The following is a 23,331-nucleotide window of genomic DNA, read 5'->3' on the forward strand; positions in this document are numbered from 1 at the left end:
GACAGCCGGGCCGCAAGGTGCAGCTTCCGGCTTCGGTTGCGGCCCGCAAAAGACCGTATACGGGCAATTGCGCGGCACACCGTATTTTCGTGCGCTTCGCAAGGCCCCGCCTTTCCGCTTTATTACTCACTTTCAGTCACTCCCGTGTCCGATAATCCGTTAATTTCCCTACCACCCGCCGCCGAGGAGGACCTGGTCCGGCGCCTCCAGGCCCGCGACGAATCGGCCATGACGCTGTTTTACGACCGGTATTCGGCCGCGCTCTACGGCGTCATCTTTCGCATCGTGAAAGCCGAGGACGAGGCCGAGGACGTGTTGCAGGAGGCACTGGTGAAAATCTGGAATGCTTTCGCCAGCTACGACCCCACCAAGGGCCGGCTATTCACCTGGGTGCTGAACATTTGCCGCAATCTGAGCATCGATAAAATCCGCTCACGGCAGCACCGCGTAGGTAGCAAAACAACGGGGTTGGACGACAGTCTGACGGCGCAGCGCCAAGCCGCGCCTACGTCATTCCGCCCCGAGCACATTGGCTTGCAGGAAATTACCCAGAAACTTATTCCCGAGCAGCGCCAGATTATCGACATGCTCTATTTCGAGGGCTTCACCCAAAGTGAGGTGGCCGAGGAGCTCAACATCCCTTTGGGGACGGTGAAAACCCGCGCCCGCACCGCTATCAAAGTCCTAAGCAAACTTATTCGCTGAACCAACCGTGGAAAACTTCCAAGACTATATAGAATCGGGCATCCTGGAGCAATATGCTCTCGGCGAGCTCTCGGCCGCTGAGCAGGCGGCCGTGGAAGCCCAGGCCGCCAGCCACCCCGAAATCCGGGCCGAGCTGGAGCAGGTTCAGGCAGCGTTGGGTTTCTACGCCGAAGCCCACGCCATCACGCCCCCCGCCGCCATGCGCGAGCGGGTGTTGAACAACGTACTAGCCCAAATCTCGGGCTCCTCCGCCAACACCAGCCTCCGCGCCGACGTGGATGCCGTAGCCCAGACCACCAGCCGCCCCGCCGCCAGCGCCCCGCAGCCCGTTGCCACCCCCACTGAAGCCGTAGTACGCCCCATGTCGTCCGCGCCCGTGGAGGTGCCGGCCAGCCGCTCGGGCTGGGCCATTGCCGCCTCGGTAGCCTTGCTGCTGAGTTTGGGCGGCAATATGCTGCTGTATTCGAACTGGAAAAGCGCCAGCTCGGAGCTGGTGGCTTTGCAAAACGAGCAGTCCCGCTTCGCCACCACCTCGCAGGTAGTGGAGAAGAAACTCGGCGCGCTGCAACAGGAAAACGAAGTGCTGCGCAACGATGAGTTCCGCGCCGTGGCTTTGGCCGGTACAAAAACCGCCCCCACGGCCCACGCCCGTGTGCTGTTCAACCCCGCCACCCACAAGGTGTACGTGGACGTGCGCAGCCTGCCGCCTCTGCCCGCCGACAAGCAGTACCAGCTCTGGGCTCTCGATAAAGGCAAGCCGATTGATGCCGGTGTGCTCACCGTGGCCACGGCCACCGGCGAAGGCCTCCAGCACATGAAGGACATTGCCAGCGCTCAAACTTTTGCCATGACCGTGGAACCCGCCGGTGGCAGCGTAGGTCCCACGCTGAGCACAATGACGGTGGTAGGCAATATTTAGCCCCTCCACAATTAATGGTTTAGCCCGTGAAAATCAGTTGTATTTGGTTTGACCGAAAATAAACATTGCCGCCTGTTGGCCGTTTGGGCTGGCAGGCGGTATTGTTTATCAAACGAAAAATCTTCTTTAAATCATGCACGGCACCATTCTGACACTCCTAAAACGCTACGTGCAAACCCAGTACGACCACAGCACCTGGGTGAAGCTAATGGAACTGTCGGGCCTCGACAAAGTAGAATTCGACCACAAAACCGTGTACCCCGACGAGCACATTTATGCCCTCGTGGGCCATGCGGCCGAGATGACCGGCCTGTCGGCCGGCGAGCTGCACGAGAAGTTTGGTGAATACCTGGTGCCTGACCTTATGTACATGTATCAGCGCCTGCTCAAGCCCGAGTGGAAAACGCTGGATATGCTGGAAAACACCGAACTAACCATGCACAAGCAGGTGCGGCAGGAGCACAGCGAGAACTCGCCGCCCGTGCTCGAAGTCAGCCGCCTCGGTCCCAATGAGCTGATGATTGACTACGTGTCGCCGCGCCGTATGGGTGGGCTGGCGGTGGGCATCGTGCGCGGCGTGGCCGCTTACTACGACGAAGCCGACCGCATCGACGTGATGCCCACCACCACCGAAGACGGCGAACGGGTGCGGATTCACGTGCGTCGGCGCTAGCTTATCTTTTCCTGATTTATCTGTTTCAATTCATTTTTTCAACCATGAGCGACGCTTCTTATTACAACCCCGCCGACCTGGCCAAATTTGGAAAAATCTCGGAATGGCAGCCCGAAATGGGCCGCAAGTTTTTTGATTATTACGGCGAGGTCTTCAAGGAAGGTGCCCTGACAGAGCGCGAGAAGTCGCTGATTGCCTTAGCTGTAGCTCACGTAGTGCAGTGCCCGTACTGCATCGATGCCTACACCGCCGACTCGCTCCAGAAAGGTGCCGACGAGGCCCAGATGATGGAAGCCGTGCACGTTGGCGCTGCCATTAAGGGCGGGGCCACGCTGGTGCATGCCACCATGATGATGAACAAGGCCAAAGAGCTGTCGATGTAAGTCGGAGATTACTGTAAATCAAGTTCATGAAATCTCTCCACGCCCAGCACCACGCGCTGGCTGATTCCAACTATCAACTCGATGTCCTCAACCCGGCGCAGACGGCGGGGGCGCGCTTTCCCGCCTTCGGGGCCAAACTGCGCGAAACCGGCCTGCTGCCGCTGCGCCCCACCGAAATGAAGGTGCTGCAGGTGAACGTGGGCAAAATGTGCAACCAGGTGTGCAAGCATTGCCACGTGGATGCCGGCCCCGACCGCACCGAAATCATGACCCGCGAAACTATGCAGCAGTGCCTGGATGCGCTGGCGCAAACCGACATCCAGGTGGTGGACCTCACCGGTGGCGCGCCCGAGATGAACCCCGATTTCCGCTGGTTCGTGGAGGGTATTTCGGCCCTTGGCCGGCAGGTTATCGTGCGCTGCAACCTCACTATCATCGTAGCCAATAAGAAGTATAACGACCTGCCGGAATTCTTCGCCAAGCATGGTGTGCAGGTGGTGTCGTCGCTGCCGCACTTCGCGGCTGGCCGCACCGATGCCCAGCGCGGCGAAGGCGTGTTCGACCGTTCGATGCGCGCCCTGCACATGCTAAACGCCGTGGGCTACGGGGTGGAAGGCTCGGGCCTGAACCTGGATTTGGTGTACAATCCGTCGGGCGCGTTTCTGCCTGGCAACCAGGCCAGCCTGGAGCGCGAGTTCAAGCAGCGCCTCACCCGCGACCACGGCGTTAGCTTCAATAACCTGTTGGCTATTACCAATTTGCCGGTCAGTCGCTTCCTCGATTATTTAATTGAAAGCGGTAACTACGACGGCTACATGGACAAGCTGGTGCAGGCCTACAACCCCGTGGCCGCCGCCAATGTGATGTGCCGCAGCACCATCTCGGTGGGTTGGGACGGCCTGCTCTACGACTGCGATTTCAACCAGATGCTGGACCTGCCGGTAGCCGCCAGTAGCACTCGCCACATCCGCGATTTCAACCTTGATGCCCTGCAAAACCGCAGCATCGTTATCAACCAGCACTGCTACGGCTGCACTGCCGGCGCGGGCTCTAGCTGCGGCGGGGCCACGGCTTAGCGGTAAGCCGGATTTAAAAAATTCTCCATGAATTGGTTTCGTCTTGTTCTCATCAGCCTGATTGCCGGATTATTGGCCTTGAGCGCGTGTGGGAGCGGGGCAACCGACGAAGCCGCTTCTTCCAGTATGCTCTATAAGCAACTGCTGCGCACCCTGTACCGCAATACCGTGCCCACGGTACCGGCGGCCGCATTGGCGCAGGAACTGGCCGCGCCCGCCCCGCCGCTGTTGCTCGACGTGCGCACACCCGCCGAATACCGCGTGAGCCACCTGCGCGGAGCCCAATTTGTGCCCTTCGATTCCATCGCCACCGCGCCGTTTGCCGGCCTCGACCGCAGCCAGCCCGTGGTGGTGTACTGCTCGGTGGGCGTGCGGAGCGAGCGGCTGGGCGAGCGACTCCACGCGCTGGGTTTCCGCAACGTGCGCAACCTGTATGGCGGGCTGTTTGAGTGGGTGAATGAGGGCCACCCCGTGGTAGATTCCACCGGTCCCACCACCAACGTGCACCCATATTCCCCGTTCTGGAGTCCTTGGCTGAAGCGGGGACGAAAAGTTTATGAATGAAGACCTTGCGGCCCGCGCCGCTCAATCGAAGAGTGATGCTCATCTGCTGGTATTTGCCCGCGTGCCAGCCTTGGGCCGGGTAAAAAGCCGGCTGGCAGCCGGGGTGGGAGAGCCCGCCGCCTTGGCGGTTTATCACGAGTTGCTGGCCATTACCAATGCCGCCGTGGTGGCTGCGGGCGTACCGGCTACTATCTGGCTGGCCGATGCCGCCGGCGCGGAGCCTACCGCTGCCGAAGCCCACGAATGGGCCACCCACCACGCCAAATGCCAGACCGAAGGCGACCTCGGCGCGCGCATGGCAACGGCCTTTGCAGTAGCATTTGAAACGGGAGCGGGCCGGGTAGCCATCATCGGGACCGACTGCCCGGGGCTGAACGACACGCATCTTAACCAGGCCTTTGCGCTGCTCGAAACCAACGACTTGGTGCTGGGGCCGGCCACCGATGGCGGCTACTATCTCCTCGGCCTACGCCAGCCCCAGCCCGAGTTGTTCCAGAACAAAACCTGGAGCACCGATTCGGTTCTGTCTGATACCCTTGCTGATGCCGCTGGTCTGGGCCTGCGCGTAGCCTTACTGCCCACGTTGCGCGATGTGGACGATGCCGCCGACCTGGCCGCGTGGCGGGCTGAGCGCGTGAATTAGCGCGGTTTTTGCCCTGCGGTTTTTGCTTGTGCTGCTTTTAGGCTCATCCGTAGCATGCGACTCCTATATTCGCTCTTCCAAATCCCGCCCGTTGTTATGAGTTGCTTTCCGCTGCGCCTGTTGATGCCTACGCTGCTGGTAGGCCTGCTCGTGGGCAGCTGCCATCCCGCCGAGGACAAACCGGTAAAAGCCCGCACGCCGGTTTCGGCCCAGGCCTTGCAAGCCGTTATGCCTTATTTCGACCAGAACTGGGCCATGCGCAAGCTCTGGGAAGATGGCTTGGCCGAAGTGGCGACCTACGACGCCGAGCGGGTGATTTATAAGAAGAAGCGCACGTTTGAATACACGCAGATTACGGTGAAGGAAGAGTTCAACCAGCAGTTCAACGTGAAAACGGACGATTACAAGCGGGATGACCTGTTTCCAGTGATGAAAATCAACCAGTTCTGCAGCATTCCGGCCGATGAGTACCCGTATCACTACCTCACGTCGCTGTTTTTCCGGCGCGACCAGCCGGTATCGCTGTTCAAGATGTCGTCCTCGTCGCAGGAATGGTGCGGCAATACCTTCAAATCCATCATCGATGATGGGGTGAACTTCGAAATGTGGTATCATTCCTACTGGGACGGCCAGGGCGATAACAGCCGCGACCTGCGCCGCGACATCTTCCTCGAAGATGCGCTACCGTACACGCTCCGCGCCCTAAAATTCGACCAGAAGCCCAGCTTCCAACTGGTGGTACTGGACTTGCAGCAGACCAACAAAGTCACGCCGCCGGTCTACTACCAAGCCCACCTCACCACCGCCGAAGCCCCGGCCGCCGATGCCCCCGAGCCCGCCTGGCGCGTGGCCGTGACGCTGGCCCCCGGCAAGGAAAACGTGTATTGGTTCGCCAAAAATTACCCCAACATCCTGCTCCGCCAAACTACCTGGGACGGCCGCACCCTGCGCCTGAAATCGACGCGCCGCTACGCGTATTGGCCTAAGTAGAGTGTATTTAAGTAGAATGTATTAGGGCATGCGACAGAAACGGTCATGCAGAGCGTAGTCGAAGCATCTCTATCGCACAACTAACCCCAAATGGAGGAAATGGTACTGCGGTAGAGATGCTTCGACTACGCTCTGCATGACCGTTCTCTATTATTCAGTTGCCACTTCACTGCTGCGCGAATACAGCGTCAGTTCCCAAGCCAAAACCCCAAAAACAACCCCATACTCCAGCGCCACCAGCCACAGATTCTCAGTGTAGGCACTGGTCTGGTAAGTGGCGTAGGAAAGCACCGCCAGCCCGCCCCACACCAGCGGAAAGCGGAACCGCGACAGCACCCCCAGCCCAATGAGCAGCGTGAGATACCACGGGTGCACGGTGGTGGCCAGGGCATAATACGCGGTGAGCATCAGCAGCAGCGTCTGGGCTAGGGATGCCGTAGTGAGGCGGCGCTCGCGCCACGCCAGTCCCAGCCCAAGCAGACCACTGGTGAGCGCCAGCGCCGGCCCGATGCGGGCAATTTCATTGTAGGTGGTGAGCCGATAGCCGATGGCCCGAAGCACGTAGTAAATGCTGGCATTGAACTCGAAGCTGCGGAAATAAAGGTTCAAACTACGGCTGATGTTGACGAACAGCGCCACCGACAAAAACGGACTGAACAGCACCAGCAGCGTGCCCGCCACCACGCCCGCATACGCCAGAAACCGTCGCCAGCCCAGCCGCCGCACCAGCAGCGGCAGCACCAGCAGCGGCAGTATTTTGGCCGCCACGCCCAGCGCCAGCGCCCCCGCTGATTTGGCCCATTGCTGCCTACTCAGCAGCCAGATGGCTAGTAGCAGGAAGCACAGGGCCAAGGCTTCAAAATGCAGGTTGCCGGTGAGTTCGACGATAACAAGCGGGTGCAATAGGTAGCGCAGCGCCCGCGCCCGGGGCCAGTTCATTTCGGCCAGCAACGCCAGCAGGAGCCAGGTCGTGCCGGCTTCGGCCGCCAGAATTACTAGGCGCAGGCAGGTAATGAAGCCACGCTCAGAAGTGGGAAATAGGCGGGCCGCGCCGCCGAATACCGCCTGGCACACCGGCGGATACACCGAGTAGTAATGCGGCGAATTGAGCTGTCGGTACAGCTGCTGAAACTCGGGCAGCACGGCGTTGCGTACGGCGGCATCGGGCAGGGCGGTGCGGGCGCCGTCGGCAATGATTTCATCGGGCCGAAGCTGGAAGGGGTTGACACCGTGCGCCACCAGCAGACCATCCCAGCGGAAGCGGAAAATATCGTCGGAAAAAGCCGGGGTAGCCGGCAGCCACAGCAGCCGGAACGCCAGCGCCGCGCCAAGGCCCCAGCGCAGCGGCAAGCGGCTGTGCAGCAGCCACACATATGCTCCCAGCGCCACCGCAAACAGGCCGGCTAACTGGCCAAAATCAGCCCTCGGCGTGGCAAATGCCAGCCCCGCATACGCCGCGCCGGACAGCAGCAGCGCCACAACCTGAGAAATGGAAGGCAGCTTGAGAGACAAGGGGTTCAGATATTGTTTAGCTGTTGTCGCGGATGGAAAAGTAGCAAATGGCCGCGAAGCCAATGGTCAGCAGTGAGTGGAACGGCAGCAGTCCGAAATCGTCTAAGTAAATGCCGGCCACGAGGCCAAATGCAAAGTAAGCCGCGAGTACGCCCTCCAAAATGACCAGCCAGCCCACGCCGCCGGTGCGGTAGCGCCGCTTGCGGGCAGGGCTGCCGGTGCCGGCCTTGGGCGTGCGCACAAACGGCGTGCGCCGCCCCAGCCAGCCGAGAATCACGGCCCGCGCATTGTGCAGGGTCAGGCCCATCGAAACCGACAAAAACAGCAGGAAAAAGCCCGGGTAGCGCCACAGCGGCTTGTCCGGATGGGCCAGCCGCCAGGCGGTGTAGTAGTAGTAAATCAGCGGCGTAAACCCAATCAGAAACACTGACGCCAGCTGAAACACCGCCTTGTACTCGTGGTAGTGCGCCCGCACAAATACCAGCGGCACGCTCAGCAAAGCCATAAGCATGATGACGATGTACACCGAGCTATTCAGCAGATGGAAGGTGGCTTGGAGCTTCACGGGGAGCGGCTGCTCGGAGCGCCACATGTTGCCCAGGTGCTTGTGGGCGGTTTCGGCCGCGCCCTTGGTCCAGCGGAACTGCTGCGATTTGAGGGCATCCATCACGGCGGGCAGTTCGGCGGGGGCCACTATTTCAGGACGGTAGACGAAGCGCCAGCCGCGCAGCTGGGCGCGGTAGCTCAGGTCGAGGTCTTCGGTGAGGGTGTCGGTGTGCCAGCCGCCGGCATCGTCGATGCAGGCACGCCGCCACAAGCCGCCCGTGCCGTTGAAATTGATGAAAAAGCCCGCCGACGTGCGCCCCACTTGCTCTATAAGAAAGTGTGCGTTCAGCCCGAATGCCTGTAGGCGCGTGAGCAGCGACTCGTCCTCATTAAGATGCCCCCAGCGGGTTTGCACCACGCCCACCTGCTTATCCTGCAAAAAGTAGGGGATAGTGCGCCGCAGGAAATCCGGGTCGGGCACAAAATCCGCATCAAAAATGGCGACGAACTCATCGGCGTTTTCTTCGAGCCCGTAGCGGAGTGCACCGGCTTTGTAGCCCTCGCGGTTGGGCCGGCACACGTGGCTGATGCGCAGGCCCCGGGCGGCGTGGTAGGCCACGCGGGCCTCCGCCAGCGCCACGGTGGCATCGGTCGAGTCGTCGAGGACTTGGATATGAAGTAAGTCAGTGGGGTAGTCGAGGGCGGCGGCGGCATCGATGATGCGCTCCACCACGTTTTGCTCATTGTAAAGCGGCAGCTGCACCAGCACGCGGGGCCATTTGGCGGGTGCGGGTGGGGGCGGGGGCAGCCCCTTGGCGTAGGCGCGCAGCGCCAGCCGCGTAAGCTGCCATTGCCCCGCACTGAACCCCAGGATAAACAGCAGGCACAGGCCGTACAGCACCACCAGCAAAATGGGCAGTACCGCCATTAGATATGGAAAATCAATTTTTGTAACAATGCGAAAAAACGGCCTGTTGTGGCCTCCTGTCATCCTGAGCTTGCGAAGGACCTTATCGTTGATGAAGAGTTTGCGGTACGCTCAAACAAGGCAGCCGTGATAAGGTCCTTCGCAAGCTCAGGATGACAGTGAAAGATGACGGGAAATATTACCAGTACTTAAAAATCGTCCACAGAATCTTGTAGCCCGCCCCGAGGGTGCCGCGCACCGTGCCCGACACCTTGCTCGTGCCGATGCGCTTGCGGTAGCGCACGGGCACTTCCACGGTACGCAGGCCTAGGCGGGCGGCTTTCACCTGCATTTCCACGGTCCAGCCGTAGGTTTTGTCTTCCATGCCGATGCGCAGCAGGGCCGGAGTCGTGACGGCCCGAAAGGGCCCCAAATCGGTGACGGTGCCACCGTAGCGGATGTTTAGTAGACGGGCAGCCAGCCAGTTGCCAAACCGCTGCTGGGGCAGGAGGGAGCCTTTTTCGCGCACGCCCAGGGCGCGGGAGCCGATGACCAGGTCGGCCTCCCCGCGCAGAAGCGGGGCCAGTAGTTCGGGCATTTGTTCGGGGAAATCGGAGTGGTCGCCGTCGAGAAATACGACGAGGTCGGGCCATTCGGATTGCGGCCGGCCGAAGGCGTAGGCCATGCCCGCCAGGCAGGCGTAGCCGTAGCCGGGGCGCGGCTCGCGCAGCACGGTGGCCCCGCTGGCCCGGGCGATTTCGGCCGTGTTGTCGGTCGAGTTGTTATCGACCACGATGATTTCCTGGGCCAGTCCGGCCGGAATTTCGGCCAGCACCAGGGCAATGGCCCCGGCCTCGTTGTGGGCGGGAATGATGACGCTGACGCGGGGCTGGGGCATGAAGCAGAATAACTAACGAAACACAAAGATGCCGCCGCCGCCGTAAAGCCGCACCGTGCCGCTACCTTGCGGCCCTATTTCAATCTTCAGTTATATGCTCCAGGTAGGCCAGCCCGCTCCCGATTTCACCCTCACCACCACTACCGGCGAAACCTTCCGCCTGGCCGACCAGCGCGGCCGGCACTTGGTGCTGTATTTCTACCCCAAAGACGACACCCCCGGCTGCACCGCCGAAGCCTGCTCGTTCCGCGACCAGTACGAGGATTTCAAGGACCTCGGGGCCGAAGTAATTGGCATCAGCTCCGACAGCGAAGCCTCGCACCAGAAATTCACCCAGAAGCACCGCCTGCCCTTCGAGCTGTTGGCCGACACCGACGGGAAAGTCCGCAAGCTCTATGAAGTACCCCGCGCCCTACTGGGCCTGCTGCCCGGCCGCGTCACGTTCGTGATTGATAAAAACGGAATTATTCAGTACATCTTCAACTCGTTGAGCGGGGCCACGGACCATGTGAGCAACGCCAAAAAAGTGCTGGAAGGACTGCCCGCGTAAGCAGCCAATGGCACGCATTGAGTTGGAAATGATAGTGCAAGCGCCGCCTGAAGCTTGCTATGCGCTGGCTCTGAACGTGGAGGCGCATCTTGCCTCTACCCACCAAACGGGGGAGCGAGTGATAGCCGGCCCCGCCGATGGGCAGCTGAAACTCGGTGACGTAGTGACCTGGGAAGCGCGCCACCTAGGCATCCGCCAGCGCCTGACCGTGCGGATTACGGCGGCCTCGCCGCCGCACTATTTTCGGGATGAGCTGGTGCGAGGAGCTTTTCGAACCTTGCGGCACGACCATTATTTCGATGCCGTGCCGGGCGGCACTCGTGTGCGCGACGTTTTTGAATTCAGCAGCCCGTTGGGGTTCGTTGGGCAGTGGTTTGATAAGCTATTCCTGAAACGTTATCTGACTCAGTTTTTGCAGGCGCGCAATGCGATGTTGAAACAGCAGCTTGAGCAAAGGCGCTAAGTTCTTCGTAGAAGCAAACTCACCAATTGCTTCCCAGATGCCCCGTTTCCTGCTGCTGCTGTTGCTGCCCCTGCTACTTGCCGCCACTGCCGCGCCGGCCCAGACCTCGCCGCTCAACGCCACGCTCGATGGCTACGAGTACCCGTTTCCGGTCCATTACTTGCCGCTGAAGCTGGAAGGCCAGGCCCTGCGCATGGCCTACATGGATGTGCCGCCGACTGCCAAATCCAACGGCCGCACCGTGGTGCTGCTGCACGGCAAAAACTTCTTCGGGGCCTACTGGCGCGAGACGATTAAGACGCTGGCCGGCGCGGGTTTCCGGGTGGTGGTGCCTGACCAAATTGGTTTTGGCAAGTCAGATAAGGCCGATATCCACTACTCGTTTCATCAGCTGGCGCGCAATACCAGGCGTTTGCTCGATACGCTGGGCGTGAAGCAGGCCGTCATCGTGGGCCACAGCATGGGCGGGATGCTGGCCACCCGCTTCGCTCTGCTTTACCCCGAAACCACCGAAAAGCTGGTGCTCGAAAACCCCATCGGCCTGGAAGATTACCGCGTGGGCGTGCCCTTCCAGACCGTGGACCAGGCCGAAGCCACCGAGCTGAAAAGCACCGAAGCCAGCATCCGCAAGTACCACGCGACCTATTATCCCAACGGCTATCCGGCGGCCCACGACCAATGGCTGCTGCCCCTGGCCGCCCAAACCAAAAGCCCCGATTTCGCCAAAGTAGCCCGCGCCAACGCCCTCACCTTCGACATGATTTACCAGCAGCCGGTGAGCTACGAATTCAACCGAATTAAGGTGCCCACGCTCCTCATCATCGGTCAGGCCGACCGCACGGTGGTGGGCAAAGGCCTCATAAAAGACCCCAAAACCCTGGCCCAAATGGGCCAGTACCCGGCGCTGGGCCGCCGCACCGCCGCCCAAATCAAAGGGGCGAAACTGGTAGAGATTCCGAACGTGGGCCACATCCCGCATCTGGAGGCTCCGGCGCAGTTTTACAAGGCGCTGCTGGGGTTTTTGGGGTAGGGCTAAGTACTGTGAAGTTTCATTAGCAGTACTTGACTTATGCTTAAACGACCCTTTTCGTGGTCCACCAGCACCTTTTACTGCTGCCATTCTGCCTTTAGGACAGACATCACGATTTTATCATGGAACAGGCCGTTGCGACAGCAGGCCGCTCTCAGGCGCCCCTCAACCACAAAGCCGGCTTTGGTATAGGCTTTTATGCCGCCCAGATTCGATTCGGAAACCGTGAGCATAATGCGATTGAACCGATGCACGGTAAAGCCCAGTGTTAGTACCTGTTTCGTCACCGCCGTGCCCACCCCTTTCCCCCAGTAGGCTTTCTCCCCAATCAGGATGAAATATTCGCCCGACTGGTTGGTGGTCGAAAGGTTCGAGAGGCCCGCGTAGCCAATCAACGCATTGGTCTCTTGCAGGTAAATGCCGAGGTTGATGCTCTTCTCATCCTGTAAGGTCGCCGCGAACCAGTGGTCAATCTGCGCCGGCGTCTTCAGGCCTTGGAAAGCGGACAGCGAATAGTGAATGACTTCGGGGTCGCTAATCCAGGGGTAAAAACAGGCGCCTTCTTCCGGCTGCATGCGTGCTAGCTTAATCATTGCAGTATTTTGAGCGAAGGTAATATCCTCCTTTTGCTAGTCAGGCAGTTTTTCTGGATACCAATTGCCGCCGCGGTGTCAGGGAGTGACGCGTTCAGTTGTTCGGCGAACAAATCCCCAGCAAACGTCCTCCTGTTTTAAGGGCGTGTCGCGGAGCCAGTAATTGGTGGACCAAAAACAAGAGCAGCGTTGATAGGGACGCTAGAGGGAGTCAGAAAGTGGGGCTACAAGTACCTCGCAGGTAGTCCCACTTTCTGACTCCCTCTAGCGCCAATTAGGCCCTTTCCTCTGACCGGGGCCAGCAAGGGGGGGCTTTCTGAGCCAATCATGCGCAGCAGTGGGTGTGTATCAGACAACCCCCTGGCGACCGGTAACCAACGGTCCGCGTCCTCGTGCTAGTATTGTAAATATATTTATAATATATTTAATATAAATGCCATCAACTGCTGTTGCCACCTAGACTCATATGGTCCAGCTCCGTGCCCCCGCCGTTTGGTCATCACCGCTCGCAGGGCCTTTCCGCTGGTCGGCGTTCCCGCTGGTGCTGCTGGGCCTGGCGCTGCTGAGCGCCTGCGTGAACACCCGCAAAACCAGCACTGTGTACCTGCCCCGGGGCCAGACGCTGTACCGCGCCGCGCCCACCCCGACGGGACAACCAACCGCCCTCGTGCTGCCCCGCCGCACGCTGGCCCAGATGAGCCTGACCGAGCAAACCGTTGCCATTACGCTGCTGCCGACCGGGGTCGGGGCCGATACGGCCGTCCGGCAATGCTTCTTCGCGTCGCCGGGCAGGGGGGCGCGGGGGGGAGGCCCGCGGTACTACGCCGGGCAGAAGCTCCACTTCTTCGAATCCTACCCCATCTTTCAGGCCATTACCGTTCCGGTCAAGCTGCGCCCGGGCGTGGGCGATACGCTCGGCTCGCGCGCTGGTGGCGGCTTCGACGTGGGCATTTCCTGGGGGTGGAAAAACTCCTTCCACACCTACCAAAACCTCTACTACCGGCCCACAGGGCAGTTTCTCAGCCGGAAGATTTCGCAGTTTTCCCTGGTGCCGGGCGCCTTTCTCACCGTCGGCACCGAGGAATTGAACAACGACAAAAACAATGTCAAGCACCGCATCCACTACATCCGCGAAGTGCCCATTCTCTCGCCCGGCGGCTACCTGGTCATCGGCGTGAACCGCGCCAACGTGGGCTTTGCCTTAGGTGCCGATTTTGCCATTGGCCCGGAAGCCAGTAACTGGATTTACCACGGCCGGCTCTGGCTGGGCCTGGTGCTCAGCGTAGACCTGCTCGCCAGCCACGACCCATTCGACTTCTGAGGCCGCCCCGTCCGACCGGCAGCCGTCAGGGGGCGCATTGACGGAGCCTTCAGTGGGTGAGCAATGCCAGTGGTGGAGAGATGCACTGCCACTCGGTTGGGGGCCAGGGAATGGCTGGAGGATAGAAAAAAATCCCTCCTTTTGTTATTCGGACCCTCTCCGAAGGCCTATTTTATCCCTGCGCGCCTAGCTGCGGTCCCCGATTCGATGATTCCGGCCAAAACATCGGAATAAGCACCTCGGCTGGAGTGGGCCAGCACGATAGGCTGGTTCAGTTGCACGCATATTTTGCAATGGGCGCGCAGGTGGTCCTGGCCCGGATGGCGGTCCTCCAAGGCAATGCTATGACCCAGCTGGCAGGCCTCGTTGTCGTGCCAAACGGCCACGCTACCCAGGTGGGGCGTCAACCGATTATAAAAGGGGAGCGTTTGCATGAGCTGTTTTGTAAGGTGTAAAGATTAAATATAACTATAATTTAATTAATTGGTGGCAAGTATACCTGGCAGGTCTGTGTTTTCCCTCTATCGACGTGATGATTTCGCCCCCGTTGGGACTGCACCGCGAGCGCAACGAACACCGTAACGCAGCCCCACTTTTATGTGAATACATGCCTGATGCCAGGCGGTTCGCAGGTCAATCTAATGCGCGTGCGCGGAGAGTTTAAGAAACTCGTTCACCAATCAAAATTCAGGAAACCTCGCTAAGTCACGAGTTTCGTGCACACCACGCCTTCAGGCTTGGCAAGCTCTATTCTTTCCTATTCTGAATCAGCTAACTCAATATTCGAAGCGAATCTGCGTGAATCAGTGGCGACGCTTGGTACCGACCCTCGCGCGGGCCATTCTCCAGGTTGAGCACGCCGCGGGGGCAGGCGGTGCTGCACATGCCGCAGCCCACGCACGAGGCCCGGACGATGGGCGCACCGCGCTGGGCGTACTGCTGCACGTCGATGCCCATTTCGCACACGTTGGAGCAGTTGCCGCACGAGATGCACTGCGCCCCATTGGTGCTGATGCGGAAGCGGGAGAAGTGCTTTTGCAGCAGGCCCAGGTAGGCCGCCATGGGGCAGCCGAAGCGGCACCACACCCGCGAGCCCATGATGGGGTAGAACCCCACCCCAATCACCCCGGAAAACACTGAGCCGATGGCAAAGCCGTACCACTTGGCGGCCACGTTGCCAGCTTCGCCCAATAGGTTGCTGCCGGTGGCAAAATGCACCCACAGCAGGGCCGTGATGGCAATTATCAGCCCCAGCACAGGGTAGATGATGCGGACTTCCCAGCGCCAGGCAGCGCGGCTTTTGTCGGAGAGGTGGCGGTAGGGGTCGCCGGCGGTTTCGGCCAGGCCGCCGCAGCCGCACACCCACGAGCAGTACCAGCGCTTGCCGTAGAAGTAGGTGAGCACCGGCGTGGCCACCAGCGACATCACCGCGCCCCAGAACACCATGAACACGCCCAGGCCGCCCTTTTGCAGCAGCGAGGTAACCGTGCCGGGAAACAGGTAGTCGTACTTCAACGGCCAGAAGTAGCTGAAATAAAACTCCGGCTGCTGAAAAAACTGGAGCAGCCCTGGAATCAAAAACGAGAAACCCAGTTGGAAAAACATCACCGAAACGGTGCGGATAACCTGGTAACGCGAGTGCCGGTATTTCCACAGCGCCCGGCTGCCCATCAGCAGCACGGCCAGCGTGTAGAAGGTGCCGTAGAGAAACCATTGGTCGGCCGGCCGGGCGCGCAGCGCCTGGCTGAGGCCGTCGAGCGGGTGAATCAGGTTGTTGAGCAGGCCGAAATTGCCCTGGCCATCGTCGTTGCTAAACCAGTACAGCACCACATAGAAACCCGTGAGCACCAGGCCCGTGACCCAAGCCACGGCCCCGCGCCCGGTGCTGGCCCGCAGCCAGAGGTTGTCCTGCTGCACGCCAGATGGGTGCCGGCCAAATTTCAGCCAGCTCCAGGCCAGCGTGCCGGCACTCACCAGCCCTACGGCCAGCCAAAACCAAGTGTTGCGGCGGCTGGGGTCAGCATCGGCCAAGGCCAGGAGCAGCGCTAGCAGGCCGCCGGCCACCACGGCCAGCGTGAGCTTTTCGGCGGGAGAAGTCGCGGGCAGGGGCGGGGTGAGGGTGGGCGTCATGCAGTGTAACAGGATGATACGATAGAGAGACGGACATGCTGAGCGGAGTCGAAGCATCTCTACCGCAGTACTATATCATCTACGATTGGGATTAGTTGCGCGGTAGAGATGCTTCGACTCCGCTCAGCATGACGGGCGACTTAAAAAACGACTATCAATTGCCATCAATCCTTCCTAATGGTGGTGATGATGGTGCGGTTCATCGGGTTTACCGAAGAGGTTGATGAGCGTGCCCACGATGTAGAATCCTGACCAGCATACATAAAGCCAATTGAAGCCCGCCGGCAGACGGCCCACGAAGAAGTGCAGAATCAGGTGTGCGCCGGCGCTCATCAGCAGGCCCGTGAGGGCGATGAACTGGAAGCTGTTGAGGGCCGAGGGACGGTATAGCTTGGAGAAATCCACAGAAAAAAAGTTGAGTGACGAAGGCTACAGACGTGCAAAAAGTCCCTTGCGCTGCTTCAGCGCTACGGATTGCCCGGGAAACTGTCGGTTGAAGTCGGCCACGATGGCTTTTTCGTGCTGCGGAAAAAACTCTGGGTCGAAATTGGCCGCACCTAAATGGCTCATGACCGTGGCTACGGGCGTGCGCTGCGCAATCCACTGCTCGCACACGGCGTGGCGCAGGCGCAGGCCCAGCGCGTTGAAACCCACCACGGCGTGCGGGGCTTCGCTTTGGAAATACACCCGCACCGCCGTTCGACTATTCGGGTGCTCCCAGTAAAAGCTGGTGAGGCCGGGCGTGGGGCCAGCCGGGGCCTGGCCGTAGGTCTGGTATTCAAGGTTGAAGAACTTGGCCGAGTTGAACCAGATGCCGCGTCGGTAGTGCATGGGCTGCCCGCAGATGGTGTGGGCCACGGTTTCGCCCTGCATCCGGCCGGTGTACCAGAGCTGCTCGATGGGCACTTCGCCCGTGCCGGGCTGGCGGTGCTGGGCACAGTCGCCGGCCGCGAAGACGTTGGGTACGTTGGTCCGCAAGAATTCATCAACCAGAATGCCCTGGGCAGTTTCCACGTTCGAGGTGTTGGCCAGCGTGAGGTTGGGCGTGACGCCGGTGGCCAGGCCCACCCACTGGCAGGCAATTTCCTCGCCGGCTGTGGTCACCACGGCGCGCACGCGGCCGTCCGCATCGCCCAGAATCTCGCGCAGCTCGGTGCCGTAGCGCACCGCAACGTGGTTTTCCTGGAACTGGCGGTCCACCAGGTTAGCCTCCTCGGGCGGCAGCACCGAGGCCCAGTAGCGGGCCTCGCGCACGAGCACTAAGGGCTCGATGCCGCGGGTGTGCAGCATCTCGGCCAGCTCTACGCCGATGAGGCCGCCGCCCACCACCACGCCCCGGCCGATGCCGTGGGTGTCGCGGGTCATGGCTTCCAAATCGGGCAGACCGTAGAGGCCCTGCACGCCGGCCAGGTGCTGGCCGGGCCAGCCAAAGAGTTTGCTTTCGGAACCAGTGGCCAGCAGCAGCTGGTCGTAGGCGAGGGTGGTGCCGTTGTCGAGGACGAGCAGGTTTTCGGCGGTGTTGAGGGCGGTGGCGGTGGCGTGCACCAAGGCCAGCCGGTTTTCTGCCCAGAACCAGTCGGCGTAGGGCTTGATGTCCTGCGCCCGCAAGTGGCCCATGTACACGTACATCAGCGCGGTGCGGGAGTAGTGGTGGGCGCTTTCGCTCGATACCAGCGTGATGCGGGCCTCGGGGCGCAGCCGGCGCACGGTCAGGGCGCACGTCACGCCGGTAATGCCGTTGCCGAGGATGACGAGGTGCATGGGCCGGGAGGAAAATATTCTGGCCTCAAATGTAGCGACAAGGTGGGCCGGGTGGGCGGCGGCCCCGCCGCTTCCGCCGCGCCAGGCCGCCGCGGGCTACGCACCATCACCGGCAGCCGCAGAATAATTCTAATGCCGTCTCGTATTCCACCGGCGAAAAATGCGGATGACAGTCGAGGAACCGCATTAATCGAACCGCTGAATACGGAAATGACAGACTATTTTTTGGAATAGAAAGGTCCTCAACCCACAATTCGTTACGGAATGCTGGAAACTGGAATGCCAGGTTTTCTCAAAATGGGAAAATCGAAAAAGTGTAAATCTGATGCTCCGGTCCGGTAGTAAGTTTCGAGTCTTCGAACACTTGCTAAACTACTTACTTTATGAAATTCTGCTACGCCTTCGGAAAGTTTTGGGCTTTACTGTTGCTGAGCCTGATGTTGGGTGGCACCGCTATGGCCGGTGAAGTTGCGCCGCTCACGGCCGCGTCCATCACCGCGCAGACCACGGCTTTCCTGCAAAAATTTGTGAACAAGGAAGGCAAGGTGAGCTACGAAACCCTGCAACGCAACCCCGAAATGCTGGACGCGCTACTGAGCAACATCGGCGATTTCGACCTGGCGAAGGCCGGAGCAGTCGACCAATATGCTTTTTATCTGAATGCGTACAACGTACTGGTTATCGGCGAAATAATTAAAAATTATCCGCTCACGTCGTTGCAGGACATGCCCGGCTTTTTCAACCGGGTGCGGATGCGCGTGGGCCGTGAGTTGCTCACCCTCGACCAGATTGAAACCGACAAGCTCCGCAAAATTTACGACGACCCGCGCCTGCATTTTGCCCTGGTGTGCGGCACCAACAGCTGCCCCCGCCTGAACCGCGTCGCCTACGTGGGCAAGGACCTGTTTGCGCAGCTGAACAACCAGGCCCGGTTTGCTTTGCTCGACCCGAGCTATGTAAAGGTTGACGACGCGAAGAAAATTGTGCGGCTGCCCGAAATCTTTCAGTGGTACGAGAGTGATTTCAGCACCAGCGGCAAAACGGGCGTGATGTACGTCAACCAGTTCCGCAAAAATGACCGCATTCCCACCTGGTACACGGTTGAATATTACCCCTACAACTGGAGCCTGAACGACCAGAAGCGCACCGATTCCGAAATCATGGCCAGCAAATAAGCGTCGGCCGGGCGTCATGCAACGCATTGCCGGGGCCTGCGTAAGCCGGGAGACACTTCATCCTCAGACTTCCCACGCGTATGATTCCCGATAATAGCAACGGCAACAGTACCGACCCCAACGAAGGCGAAAACGCCGATACCACCGAAAATCAGCAGTTTCCGAAAAACGAAAAGCTGGAAAAGGAAAAAGAATACCAGCAGGACCAGAGCAACGGCAAAGCCAGCAACGACCCCACCGCCGCCCGCAACGTGGGTGCCAATGGCTACACCCAGCGCAATAACCAGAAGGACCAGCTCGAAAACCTGCACATCGGCGGTTCCGAAACCAGCCCCCAGGGCGGCAACGACCACACTAACGCTGGCGAGCAGGCCCAAGGTCCCGGTTTCGAGGCCGAAGGCAGCTTCGAGCTGGACCACAACCTGCGCACGCGGGAGCAGGAGTTTGGCGAAAAAGCTCCCAGCGGCCCCGCCAAGCCCTCCAACGACGGCGAAGCGCCGGGCAGCGAATAAGGCGCTACCGGCATTCTGAATGCGATAATTGACCGGCCGGGCCGGAGCCTGCTGCGACTATGGTCCGGCGGCTCCGGCCCGGTTTTATTATGCGCTAGCCACCAATGTGCTAGGGCCAAGCTGAACGGTAGATAAGGGCATTGGGGCAACGACTTCAATTTATCTAATCAAAAAAAGGTTAGCTGCGGCAGATAACGCTGCAAACGCTTAACTTGCGCAGCCTATTTGGATAGGTGGCTTTTGGCCAATAAATAAATCCCGCGCAAGCATTAACCCACCCATTACTTTTTTAACGATGAATTCAGAAAATCTACCCAAGGTTGAAAACGAGCCTTACAATCCGAACCTGGATGCTCAGGATGAGGATGTTGTATCGGGGGGCAACAACAAGCTGACCTACATTCTGGTGGGCGTGATTCTGGCGCTGGTGCTGGCCTACGTGGCCCTGCCCAAAGGCGGCGGTACCGGCCTGGCATCGGTGACGCCCAGCTTTATGCTTGACGATGCGGCCGTGACGGCCACCGCGCCCACCTCGGCCGATAGCATTGCCGCCGGCCTCAAAGCCGCCCCGGCTGCTGCCGAAGAAGAAACCACCACCAAAACCACCACCAAAACGGTAGCAAAACCCACCGCTACTGTCCCCACTGCCACGCCTGCAGCTGCCCCGGTCGTAGCAGCGGCGGCAGCCCCGGTAGAGGCCGCTCCGGCGCCCGCACCCGTGGCTGCTCCCGAGCCCGCCGCCCCGACTACCGTTACCATGTCGGGCAAGATTGAAGACGAGAACGGCCGGCCGCTGGTAGGTGCCACCGTGCTGCTAAAAGGCAGCAGCAAAGGCACCAGCACCGACGCCAATGGCAACTACACCATGGAAGTACCCAGCGGCGACAACACCCTCATCTACGGCTACGGCGGCTACGACGATGAAGAAGTACGCAACACTGGCAGCAAGCCCGTGAACGTGACCCTCACGCCCCGCGCCAAAGCCAGCCGCAAGCGCCGCTAGGTTTTCGGTCAGGATATCAAATGAAAAAAGGCCTCCCACAATGGGAGGCCTTTTTTGTGCCATTAAAATGAAAGGTTGTCATTCCGACGAAGGAGGAATCTGGATAAATCCGGAGAGTATTCTCCTCAGATTCCTCCTTTGTCGGAATGACAAAATTAGCGCTACGCCTCAACCTTGCCCCCGAAGCGGCGGCCAAACAGGAAGTACACCGGCAGGCCCAGCGCCACCAGACCCAGGCCCCGGCGCGAGAATTCGGCCGTGTCAGGCGCGATGAGCAGGATGATGCAGAAGGCGCTGGCCAGCAGTACGTAGAGGCCGGGCACCAGCGGGTAGCCCCAGGCGCGGTAGGGGCGCGGGGCCTCGGGCCGGGTGCGGCGCAATACGAAAATGCCGATGATGGTGACAACGTAAAACAGAATTACGGCGAACATCACGTAGTTGAGCAGCTGGCCGTAGGAGCCGCTGAGGCAGAGCAGGCAGGCCCAAAGGCACTGCGCCCACAGGGCGCGGCCCGGTACGCCCGCCCCGTTCAGCTGGGCCAGGCCGGGGAAGAACAGGCCGTCCTTCGCCATGGCAAAGTAAGCGCGGGAGCCGCTGAGAATGATGCCGTTATTCGCCCCGAACGTGCTGAGCATGATGAGCACGGCCATGACATAAGCGCCGGCTTTGCCGAGGACTGATTCGGCCACTGCCGTGGCCACGCGGTCGTCGGTGGCGTACTGGATGCCGCGGCCGGCCAGGGTGGCGGCTTCGGGGGTGCCGTGCAGGGGCAGCACCAGAAGGTACACGATGTTGATGAGGATATAGAGGGCCGTGACGATGGCCGTGCCGATGGCCATGCTGCGCACCAGCGTGCGCTCGGGGTTCTGGATTTCCTCGCCCGCGAAGCCGATGTTGTTCCACGAATCGGAGGAGAAGAGCGAGCCCGTCATGGCCATGCCGATGGCAATGACCAGCGAATAGCCGCTGATGGGCAGCGGCGCGGCGCTCACGCCGGGGGCCGGGTAGCGGGTGGCCGTCCAGAGGTCGGCGAAGTTGGCGGCGATGGCTTCGTGGTTCAGCCCCAGCGCCACGCCGAAGATGATGAGCAGCGCCAGCGCCACCAGCTTGGTGCTGCCCAGCACGTTCTGGATGAGCTTGCCGGTGCGCACGCCCTGCGCATTGAGGGCCGTGATGCCGATGATGAGCACAATGGCCAGCAACTGCACGCTGCTGAACTCGAAGCTGCCGGCCTGAAACAGCACGTTTTTCACGCTGAAATAGGGCAGGAGCACGCCAGTGAACTTGGCGAAGGCCACGGCCACGGCCGCGATTACGCCGGTTTGAATGACGAGAAACAGCGTCCAGCCATAGAGGAAGGCCGTGAGGCGGCCGAATGCCTCGCGCAGGTACACGTACTGGCCGCCCACTTTGGGGAACATGCTGGCCAGCTCGCCGTAGCTGATGGCCCCGGCCATGGTGATGAAACCGGTGAGCAGCCACACCACCAGCAGCCAGCCGGCGCTGCCCACCTGCCGCGCAATGTCGGCTGAGACGATGAAGATGCCCGAGCCTATCATGCTGCCGGTGACCAGCATAATGGCGTCGAAAAGATTGATGGCCCGCTTGAAATGCGGTTGGTCGGGTTGAGGTTCGGTCATAAAAGAGCTGAGATTTTTGTCAAAGAAAACGAAAAGGCCCGCCGTGGACGGCGGGCCTCGCAATTAAAAGTCCGGAAAGCGCTAAAATTCGCTGCGGTCGTACCAGCTGCGCATGCGCCACGGGTCGTTGCGGTTTTTGCGCACCAGCACCAGCCGGGCCGTGCCCGTGCCGGAGAATCGCTCGTCGTCGCGTTGCTCGATGGTGAGCAGGAAGGAGCGTTCCACGCTGGCCAGGGTGTCGGAGGCCAGGGTATCGGAGCTGGGCAGGTACTGCGTCCATTGCAGGTTGATGGAGCGGGCGGCCCGGAAGAGGCGGTAGGTGGTGTTGGCGTCCACGTCGCGGGTCCAGGAGCGGTCCAGGTTGGCGGCGAAGTCGCGGTAGGTGAACTTGAATTTGGGCGAAAGCAGTTGGCCGTAGAGCGTGGAATCGCGCAATTGGTAGGCCGAGCGGAACCGGTCGAAGAAGCCGCGCACGTACACGGGGTTACCCAGCAGCTCGTTTTGGTCGGTGGGTACCTCATCCAGGGCCGGGGCGAAGGGATTGCACGCGGGCACCGTCAGCATCAGCACAATGCCCGAAAGCATGACGGTGGAACGGGACGGCAATTTCATGAGGCGAAATATACGAATATGGCGGAAAGGTTGAGCTTTGCGCCGCGAAAAGCTTAGTGCGAGCTGAAGTATTTCTTCAAATCTGTCCAGCACAGGCCGGGGGTGGTGCGCTGGTCGCGCCAGGCCACGATGCGCCACTCATTGTTGCGACGGCGCAGGATGAGGCGCATGTTGCCCTGCAATACGCCGGCGTGAAAGGCGGTGTCCTGCTGCGTGATTTTGAGCTGATAAAGGGCTGAAACTTCGGCCGAATCAGTGGTATAGAGCTGGTCGCGCCGGCCGCTTAGGGTGAGGGTGTTGGTAGTGCCGGTGGGGGTGCGGCGGCGCAGGCTGGTGAAGTAGGTGGTTTCTTCGGGCACGCTCCAGTTGGCGAAGAGGGCTGGCGAGGAGCCGGCGCTGGTGGGGTCGGGCACGAAGCGGTAGTCGGGGCCGCTGAAGGTGCGCTCGTAGTTGCCCACGTTCACGCTTTGCACGGCGGTGGTGAAATTGGCCAGTAGAATGTCAATCTGGGTGGGCTGAATCCACTCGCTGGCCGAAGCCGCAGGCTCGGGCTCGCGCAGCTGGAAGCAGGCCGGCTGGGCCAGCAGCGCCAGCCCGCCGAGAACCCGGGCGGCTTTGCCAGTGAATGCAGCGGGCCAAATGTTCATTAAAAAGCAGGGGAGTGGTATTTAGCAGAAAGATACGTGGCGCGAGGCGTTCCCAAAACAAGCCGATGCCAGGCCACT

Annotated in this window: 25 protein-coding genes; 15 read left to right on the forward strand and 10 right to left on the reverse strand. The window is 60.4% G+C overall.

Features of this window, described 5'->3' with window-relative positions; translation table 11 throughout:
* Positions 1 to 144 precede the first annotated feature (144 nt).
* The 8 genes from ACYU70_RS02445 (at position 145) to ACYU70_RS02480 (ending at position 5,953) form a co-directional block, all read left to right on the forward strand.
* Positions 145 to 705, forward strand: a complete 561-nt coding sequence (locus tag ACYU70_RS02445; protein WP_342299716.1) for an RNA polymerase sigma factor — start codon at positions 145 to 147, stop codon at positions 703 to 705.
* A gap of 7 nt (positions 706 to 712) precedes the next feature.
* Positions 713 to 1,624, forward strand: coding sequence for an anti-sigma factor (locus ACYU70_RS02450; protein ID WP_342299714.1), 912 nt, complete (start codon positions 713 to 715; stop codon positions 1,622 to 1,624).
* Positions 1,625 to 1,757: 133 nt separating this feature from the next.
* The gene (locus ACYU70_RS02455) at positions 1,758 to 2,297 is read left to right on the forward strand and encodes a heme NO-binding domain-containing protein (RefSeq protein ID WP_342299713.1); all 540 of its coding nucleotides are present in this window, start codon (positions 1,758 to 1,760) and stop codon (positions 2,295 to 2,297) included.
* A 44-nt stretch (positions 2,298 to 2,341) separates the two neighbouring features.
* A complete protein-coding gene (locus ACYU70_RS02460) occupies positions 2,342 to 2,680 on the forward strand; it encodes an arsenosugar biosynthesis-associated peroxidase-like protein (protein WP_342299711.1) in 339 nt (112 codons plus the stop codon).
* A gap of 26 nt (positions 2,681 to 2,706) precedes the next feature.
* A complete protein-coding gene (gene arsS, locus ACYU70_RS02465; RefSeq protein WP_342299710.1) occupies positions 2,707 to 3,756 on the forward strand; it encodes an arsenosugar biosynthesis radical SAM (seleno)protein ArsS in 1,050 nt (349 codons plus the stop codon).
* 126 nt (positions 3,757 to 3,882) lie between these two features.
* A complete protein-coding gene (locus ACYU70_RS02470) occupies positions 3,883 to 4,320 on the forward strand; it encodes a rhodanese-like domain-containing protein (RefSeq protein WP_342299709.1) in 438 nt (145 codons plus the stop codon).
* Complete coding sequence (locus tag ACYU70_RS02475; RefSeq protein ID WP_342299708.1) at positions 4,313 to 4,963, forward strand: TIGR04282 family arsenosugar biosynthesis glycosyltransferase; 651 nt, start codon at positions 4,313 to 4,315, stop codon at positions 4,961 to 4,963. The genes ACYU70_RS02470 and ACYU70_RS02475 overlap by 8 nt, the downstream gene beginning before the upstream one ends.
* 96 nt (positions 4,964 to 5,059) lie before the next feature.
* Positions 5,060 to 5,953 carry a hypothetical protein gene (locus ACYU70_RS02480; protein ID WP_342299706.1) on the forward strand — a complete coding sequence of 298 codons (894 nt, stop codon included), beginning with the start codon at positions 5,060 to 5,062 and terminating at the stop codon, positions 5,951 to 5,953.
* Positions 5,954 to 6,103: 150 nt separating this feature from the next.
* On the opposite strand, the gene ACYU70_RS02485 is transcribed toward ACYU70_RS02480, so the two are convergent.
* The 3 genes from ACYU70_RS02485 to ACYU70_RS02495 all read right to left on the reverse strand — a co-directional run bounded on the left by ACYU70_RS02485 (position 6,104) and on the right by ACYU70_RS02495 (position 9,816).
* On the reverse strand, positions 6,104 to 7,465 hold the full coding sequence (locus tag ACYU70_RS02485; RefSeq protein WP_342299705.1) for a hypothetical protein: 1,362 nt from the start codon (positions 7,463 to 7,465) through the stop codon (positions 6,104 to 6,106).
* Positions 7,466 to 7,481: 16 nt separating this feature from the next.
* Positions 7,482 to 8,939, reverse strand: a complete 1,458-nt coding sequence (locus tag ACYU70_RS02490) for a cellulose synthase family protein (RefSeq protein ID WP_342299704.1) — start codon at positions 8,937 to 8,939, stop codon at positions 7,482 to 7,484.
* Between the two features lie 178 nt (positions 8,940 to 9,117).
* Complete coding sequence (locus tag ACYU70_RS02495) at positions 9,118 to 9,816, reverse strand: glycosyltransferase family 2 protein (RefSeq protein WP_342299703.1); 699 nt, start codon at positions 9,814 to 9,816, stop codon at positions 9,118 to 9,120.
* 94 nt (positions 9,817 to 9,910) lie between these two features.
* Here ACYU70_RS02495 and ACYU70_RS02500 point away from each other — a divergent pair, with 94 nt between their 5' ends.
* Genes ACYU70_RS02500 through ACYU70_RS02510 form a run of 3 tightly spaced genes read left to right on the forward strand, consistent with a single transcriptional unit; the run spans position 9,911 to position 11,859 of the window.
* Entirely contained in the window at positions 9,911 to 10,366 is a 456-nt protein-coding gene (locus ACYU70_RS02500; RefSeq protein WP_342299702.1) for a peroxiredoxin, read from the forward strand.
* A 7-nt stretch (positions 10,367 to 10,373) separates the two neighbouring features.
* Positions 10,374 to 10,829 (forward strand): SRPBCC family protein, encoded by a 456-nt coding sequence (locus ACYU70_RS02505; protein WP_342299700.1) that lies wholly within the window; start codon positions 10,374 to 10,376, stop codon positions 10,827 to 10,829.
* Between the two features lie 37 nt (positions 10,830 to 10,866).
* Positions 10,867 to 11,859 (forward strand): alpha/beta fold hydrolase, encoded by a 993-nt coding sequence (locus tag ACYU70_RS02510; protein WP_342299698.1) that lies wholly within the window; start codon positions 10,867 to 10,869, stop codon positions 11,857 to 11,859.
* Positions 11,860 to 11,936: 77 nt separating this feature from the next.
* On the opposite strand, the gene ACYU70_RS02515 is transcribed toward ACYU70_RS02510, so the two are convergent.
* Positions 11,937 to 12,452: a GNAT family N-acetyltransferase gene (locus ACYU70_RS02515; RefSeq protein ID WP_342299696.1), complete on the reverse strand. Its 516-nt coding sequence runs from the start codon at positions 12,450 to 12,452 to the stop codon at positions 11,937 to 11,939.
* Positions 12,453 to 12,918: 466 nt separating this feature from the next.
* On the opposite strand from ACYU70_RS02515, the gene ACYU70_RS02520 reads away from it, so the two are divergent.
* Positions 12,919 to 13,773 (forward strand): hypothetical protein, encoded by an 855-nt coding sequence (locus tag ACYU70_RS02520; RefSeq protein WP_342299694.1) that lies wholly within the window; start codon positions 12,919 to 12,921, stop codon positions 13,771 to 13,773.
* A gap of 771 nt (positions 13,774 to 14,544) precedes the next feature.
* Here the strand turns inward: ACYU70_RS02520 and ACYU70_RS02525 are convergent.
* The 3 genes from ACYU70_RS02525 to ACYU70_RS02535 all read right to left on the reverse strand — a co-directional run bounded on the left by ACYU70_RS02525 (position 14,545) and on the right by ACYU70_RS02535 (position 17,664).
* Positions 14,545 to 15,903 carry a 4Fe-4S binding protein gene (locus ACYU70_RS02525; RefSeq protein WP_342299692.1) on the reverse strand — a complete coding sequence of 453 codons (1,359 nt, stop codon included), beginning with the start codon at positions 15,901 to 15,903 and terminating at the stop codon, positions 14,545 to 14,547.
* Between the two features lie 174 nt (positions 15,904 to 16,077).
* A complete protein-coding gene (locus ACYU70_RS02530; RefSeq protein WP_342299691.1) occupies positions 16,078 to 16,308 on the reverse strand; it encodes a hypothetical protein in 231 nt (76 codons plus the stop codon).
* Between the two features lie 24 nt (positions 16,309 to 16,332).
* Entirely contained in the window at positions 16,333 to 17,664 is a 1,332-nt protein-coding gene (locus tag ACYU70_RS02535) for an NAD(P)/FAD-dependent oxidoreductase (protein ID WP_342299689.1), read from the reverse strand.
* A 383-nt stretch (positions 17,665 to 18,047) separates the two neighbouring features.
* On the opposite strand from ACYU70_RS02535, the gene ACYU70_RS02540 reads away from it, so the two are divergent.
* From ACYU70_RS02540 to ACYU70_RS02550, 3 genes are all read left to right on the forward strand, one after another.
* Complete coding sequence (locus ACYU70_RS02540) at positions 18,048 to 18,839, forward strand: DUF547 domain-containing protein (protein WP_342299687.1); 792 nt, start codon at positions 18,048 to 18,050, stop codon at positions 18,837 to 18,839.
* A gap of 80 nt (positions 18,840 to 18,919) precedes the next feature.
* The gene (locus ACYU70_RS02545) at positions 18,920 to 19,351 is read left to right on the forward strand and encodes a hypothetical protein (RefSeq protein WP_342299686.1); all 432 of its coding nucleotides are present in this window, start codon (positions 18,920 to 18,922) and stop codon (positions 19,349 to 19,351) included.
* 295 nt (positions 19,352 to 19,646) lie between these two features.
* On the forward strand, positions 19,647 to 20,354 hold the full coding sequence (locus tag ACYU70_RS02550; RefSeq protein WP_460615878.1) for a peptidase associated/transthyretin-like domain-containing protein: 708 nt from the start codon (positions 19,647 to 19,649) through the stop codon (positions 20,352 to 20,354).
* Between the two features lie 161 nt (positions 20,355 to 20,515).
* On the opposite strand, the gene ACYU70_RS02555 is transcribed toward ACYU70_RS02550, so the two are convergent.
* The 3 genes from ACYU70_RS02555 to ACYU70_RS02565 all read right to left on the reverse strand — a co-directional run bounded on the left by ACYU70_RS02555 (position 20,516) and on the right by ACYU70_RS02565 (position 23,253).
* Positions 20,516 to 21,994, reverse strand: coding sequence for an APC family permease (locus tag ACYU70_RS02555; protein ID WP_342301509.1), 1,479 nt, complete (start codon positions 21,992 to 21,994; stop codon positions 20,516 to 20,518).
* Positions 21,995 to 22,075: 81 nt separating this feature from the next.
* Complete coding sequence (locus tag ACYU70_RS02560; RefSeq protein WP_342301508.1) at positions 22,076 to 22,606, reverse strand: hypothetical protein; 531 nt, start codon at positions 22,604 to 22,606, stop codon at positions 22,076 to 22,078.
* A gap of 53 nt (positions 22,607 to 22,659) precedes the next feature.
* Positions 22,660 to 23,253 (reverse strand): hypothetical protein, encoded by a 594-nt coding sequence (locus ACYU70_RS02565; RefSeq protein ID WP_342301506.1) that lies wholly within the window; start codon positions 23,251 to 23,253, stop codon positions 22,660 to 22,662.
* Positions 23,254 to 23,331: the final 78 nt, after the last annotated feature.

The organism is Hymenobacter segetis (assembly GCF_054776495.1).

What these genes read in the sequence shown, in the direction of transcription:
- ACYU70_RS02540 (WP_342299687.1), top strand. Translation starts at nt 18,048, where the DNA reads ATGAAATTCTGCTACGCCTTCGGAAAGTTTTGGGCTTTACTGTTGCTG.
- arsS (WP_342299710.1), top strand. Translation starts at nt 2,707, where the DNA reads ATGAAATCTCTCCACGCCCAGCACCACGCGCTGGCTGATTCCAACTAT.
- ACYU70_RS02510 (WP_342299698.1), top strand. Translation starts at nt 10,867, where the DNA reads ATGCCCCGTTTCCTGCTGCTGCTGTTGCTGCCCCTGCTACTTGCCGCC.
- ACYU70_RS02525 (WP_342299692.1), bottom strand. Translation starts at nt 15,903, where the DNA reads ATGACGCCCACCCTCACCCCGCCCCTGCCCGCGACTTCTCCCGCCGAA.
- ACYU70_RS02470 (WP_342299709.1), top strand. Translation starts at nt 3,883, where the DNA reads ATGCTCTATAAGCAACTGCTGCGCACCCTGTACCGCAATACCGTGCCC.
- ACYU70_RS02490 (WP_342299704.1), bottom strand. Translation starts at nt 8,939, where the DNA reads ATGGCGGTACTGCCCATTTTGCTGGTGGTGCTGTACGGCCTGTGCCTG.
- ACYU70_RS02505 (WP_342299700.1), top strand. Translation starts at nt 10,374, where the DNA reads ATGGCACGCATTGAGTTGGAAATGATAGTGCAAGCGCCGCCTGAAGCT.
- ACYU70_RS02565 (WP_342301506.1), bottom strand. Translation starts at nt 23,253, where the DNA reads ATGAACATTTGGCCCGCTGCATTCACTGGCAAAGCCGCCCGGGTTCTC.
- ACYU70_RS02475 (WP_342299708.1), top strand. Translation starts at nt 4,313, where the DNA reads ATGAATGAAGACCTTGCGGCCCGCGCCGCTCAATCGAAGAGTGATGCT.
- ACYU70_RS02555 (WP_342301509.1), bottom strand. Translation starts at nt 21,994, where the DNA reads ATGACCGAACCTCAACCCGACCAACCGCATTTCAAGCGGGCCATCAAT.
- ACYU70_RS02500 (WP_342299702.1), top strand. Translation starts at nt 9,911, where the DNA reads ATGCTCCAGGTAGGCCAGCCCGCTCCCGATTTCACCCTCACCACCACT.
- ACYU70_RS02545 (WP_342299686.1), top strand. Translation starts at nt 18,920, where the DNA reads ATGATTCCCGATAATAGCAACGGCAACAGTACCGACCCCAACGAAGGC.
- ACYU70_RS02495 (WP_342299703.1), bottom strand. Translation starts at nt 9,816, where the DNA reads ATGCCCCAGCCCCGCGTCAGCGTCATCATTCCCGCCCACAACGAGGCC.
- ACYU70_RS02455 (WP_342299713.1), top strand. Translation starts at nt 1,758, where the DNA reads ATGCACGGCACCATTCTGACACTCCTAAAACGCTACGTGCAAACCCAG.
- ACYU70_RS02460 (WP_342299711.1), top strand. Translation starts at nt 2,342, where the DNA reads ATGAGCGACGCTTCTTATTACAACCCCGCCGACCTGGCCAAATTTGGA.
- ACYU70_RS02550 (WP_460615878.1), top strand. Translation starts at nt 19,647, where the DNA reads ATGAATTCAGAAAATCTACCCAAGGTTGAAAACGAGCCTTACAATCCG.
- ACYU70_RS02535 (WP_342299689.1), bottom strand. Translation starts at nt 17,664, where the DNA reads ATGCACCTCGTCATCCTCGGCAACGGCATTACCGGCGTGACGTGCGCC.
- ACYU70_RS02560 (WP_342301508.1), bottom strand. Translation starts at nt 22,606, where the DNA reads ATGAAATTGCCGTCCCGTTCCACCGTCATGCTTTCGGGCATTGTGCTG.
- ACYU70_RS02515 (WP_342299696.1), bottom strand. Translation starts at nt 12,452, where the DNA reads ATGATTAAGCTAGCACGCATGCAGCCGGAAGAAGGCGCCTGTTTTTAC.
- ACYU70_RS02520 (WP_342299694.1), top strand. Translation starts at nt 12,919, where the DNA reads ATGGTCCAGCTCCGTGCCCCCGCCGTTTGGTCATCACCGCTCGCAGGG.
- ACYU70_RS02480 (WP_342299706.1), top strand. Translation starts at nt 5,060, where the DNA reads ATGAGTTGCTTTCCGCTGCGCCTGTTGATGCCTACGCTGCTGGTAGGC.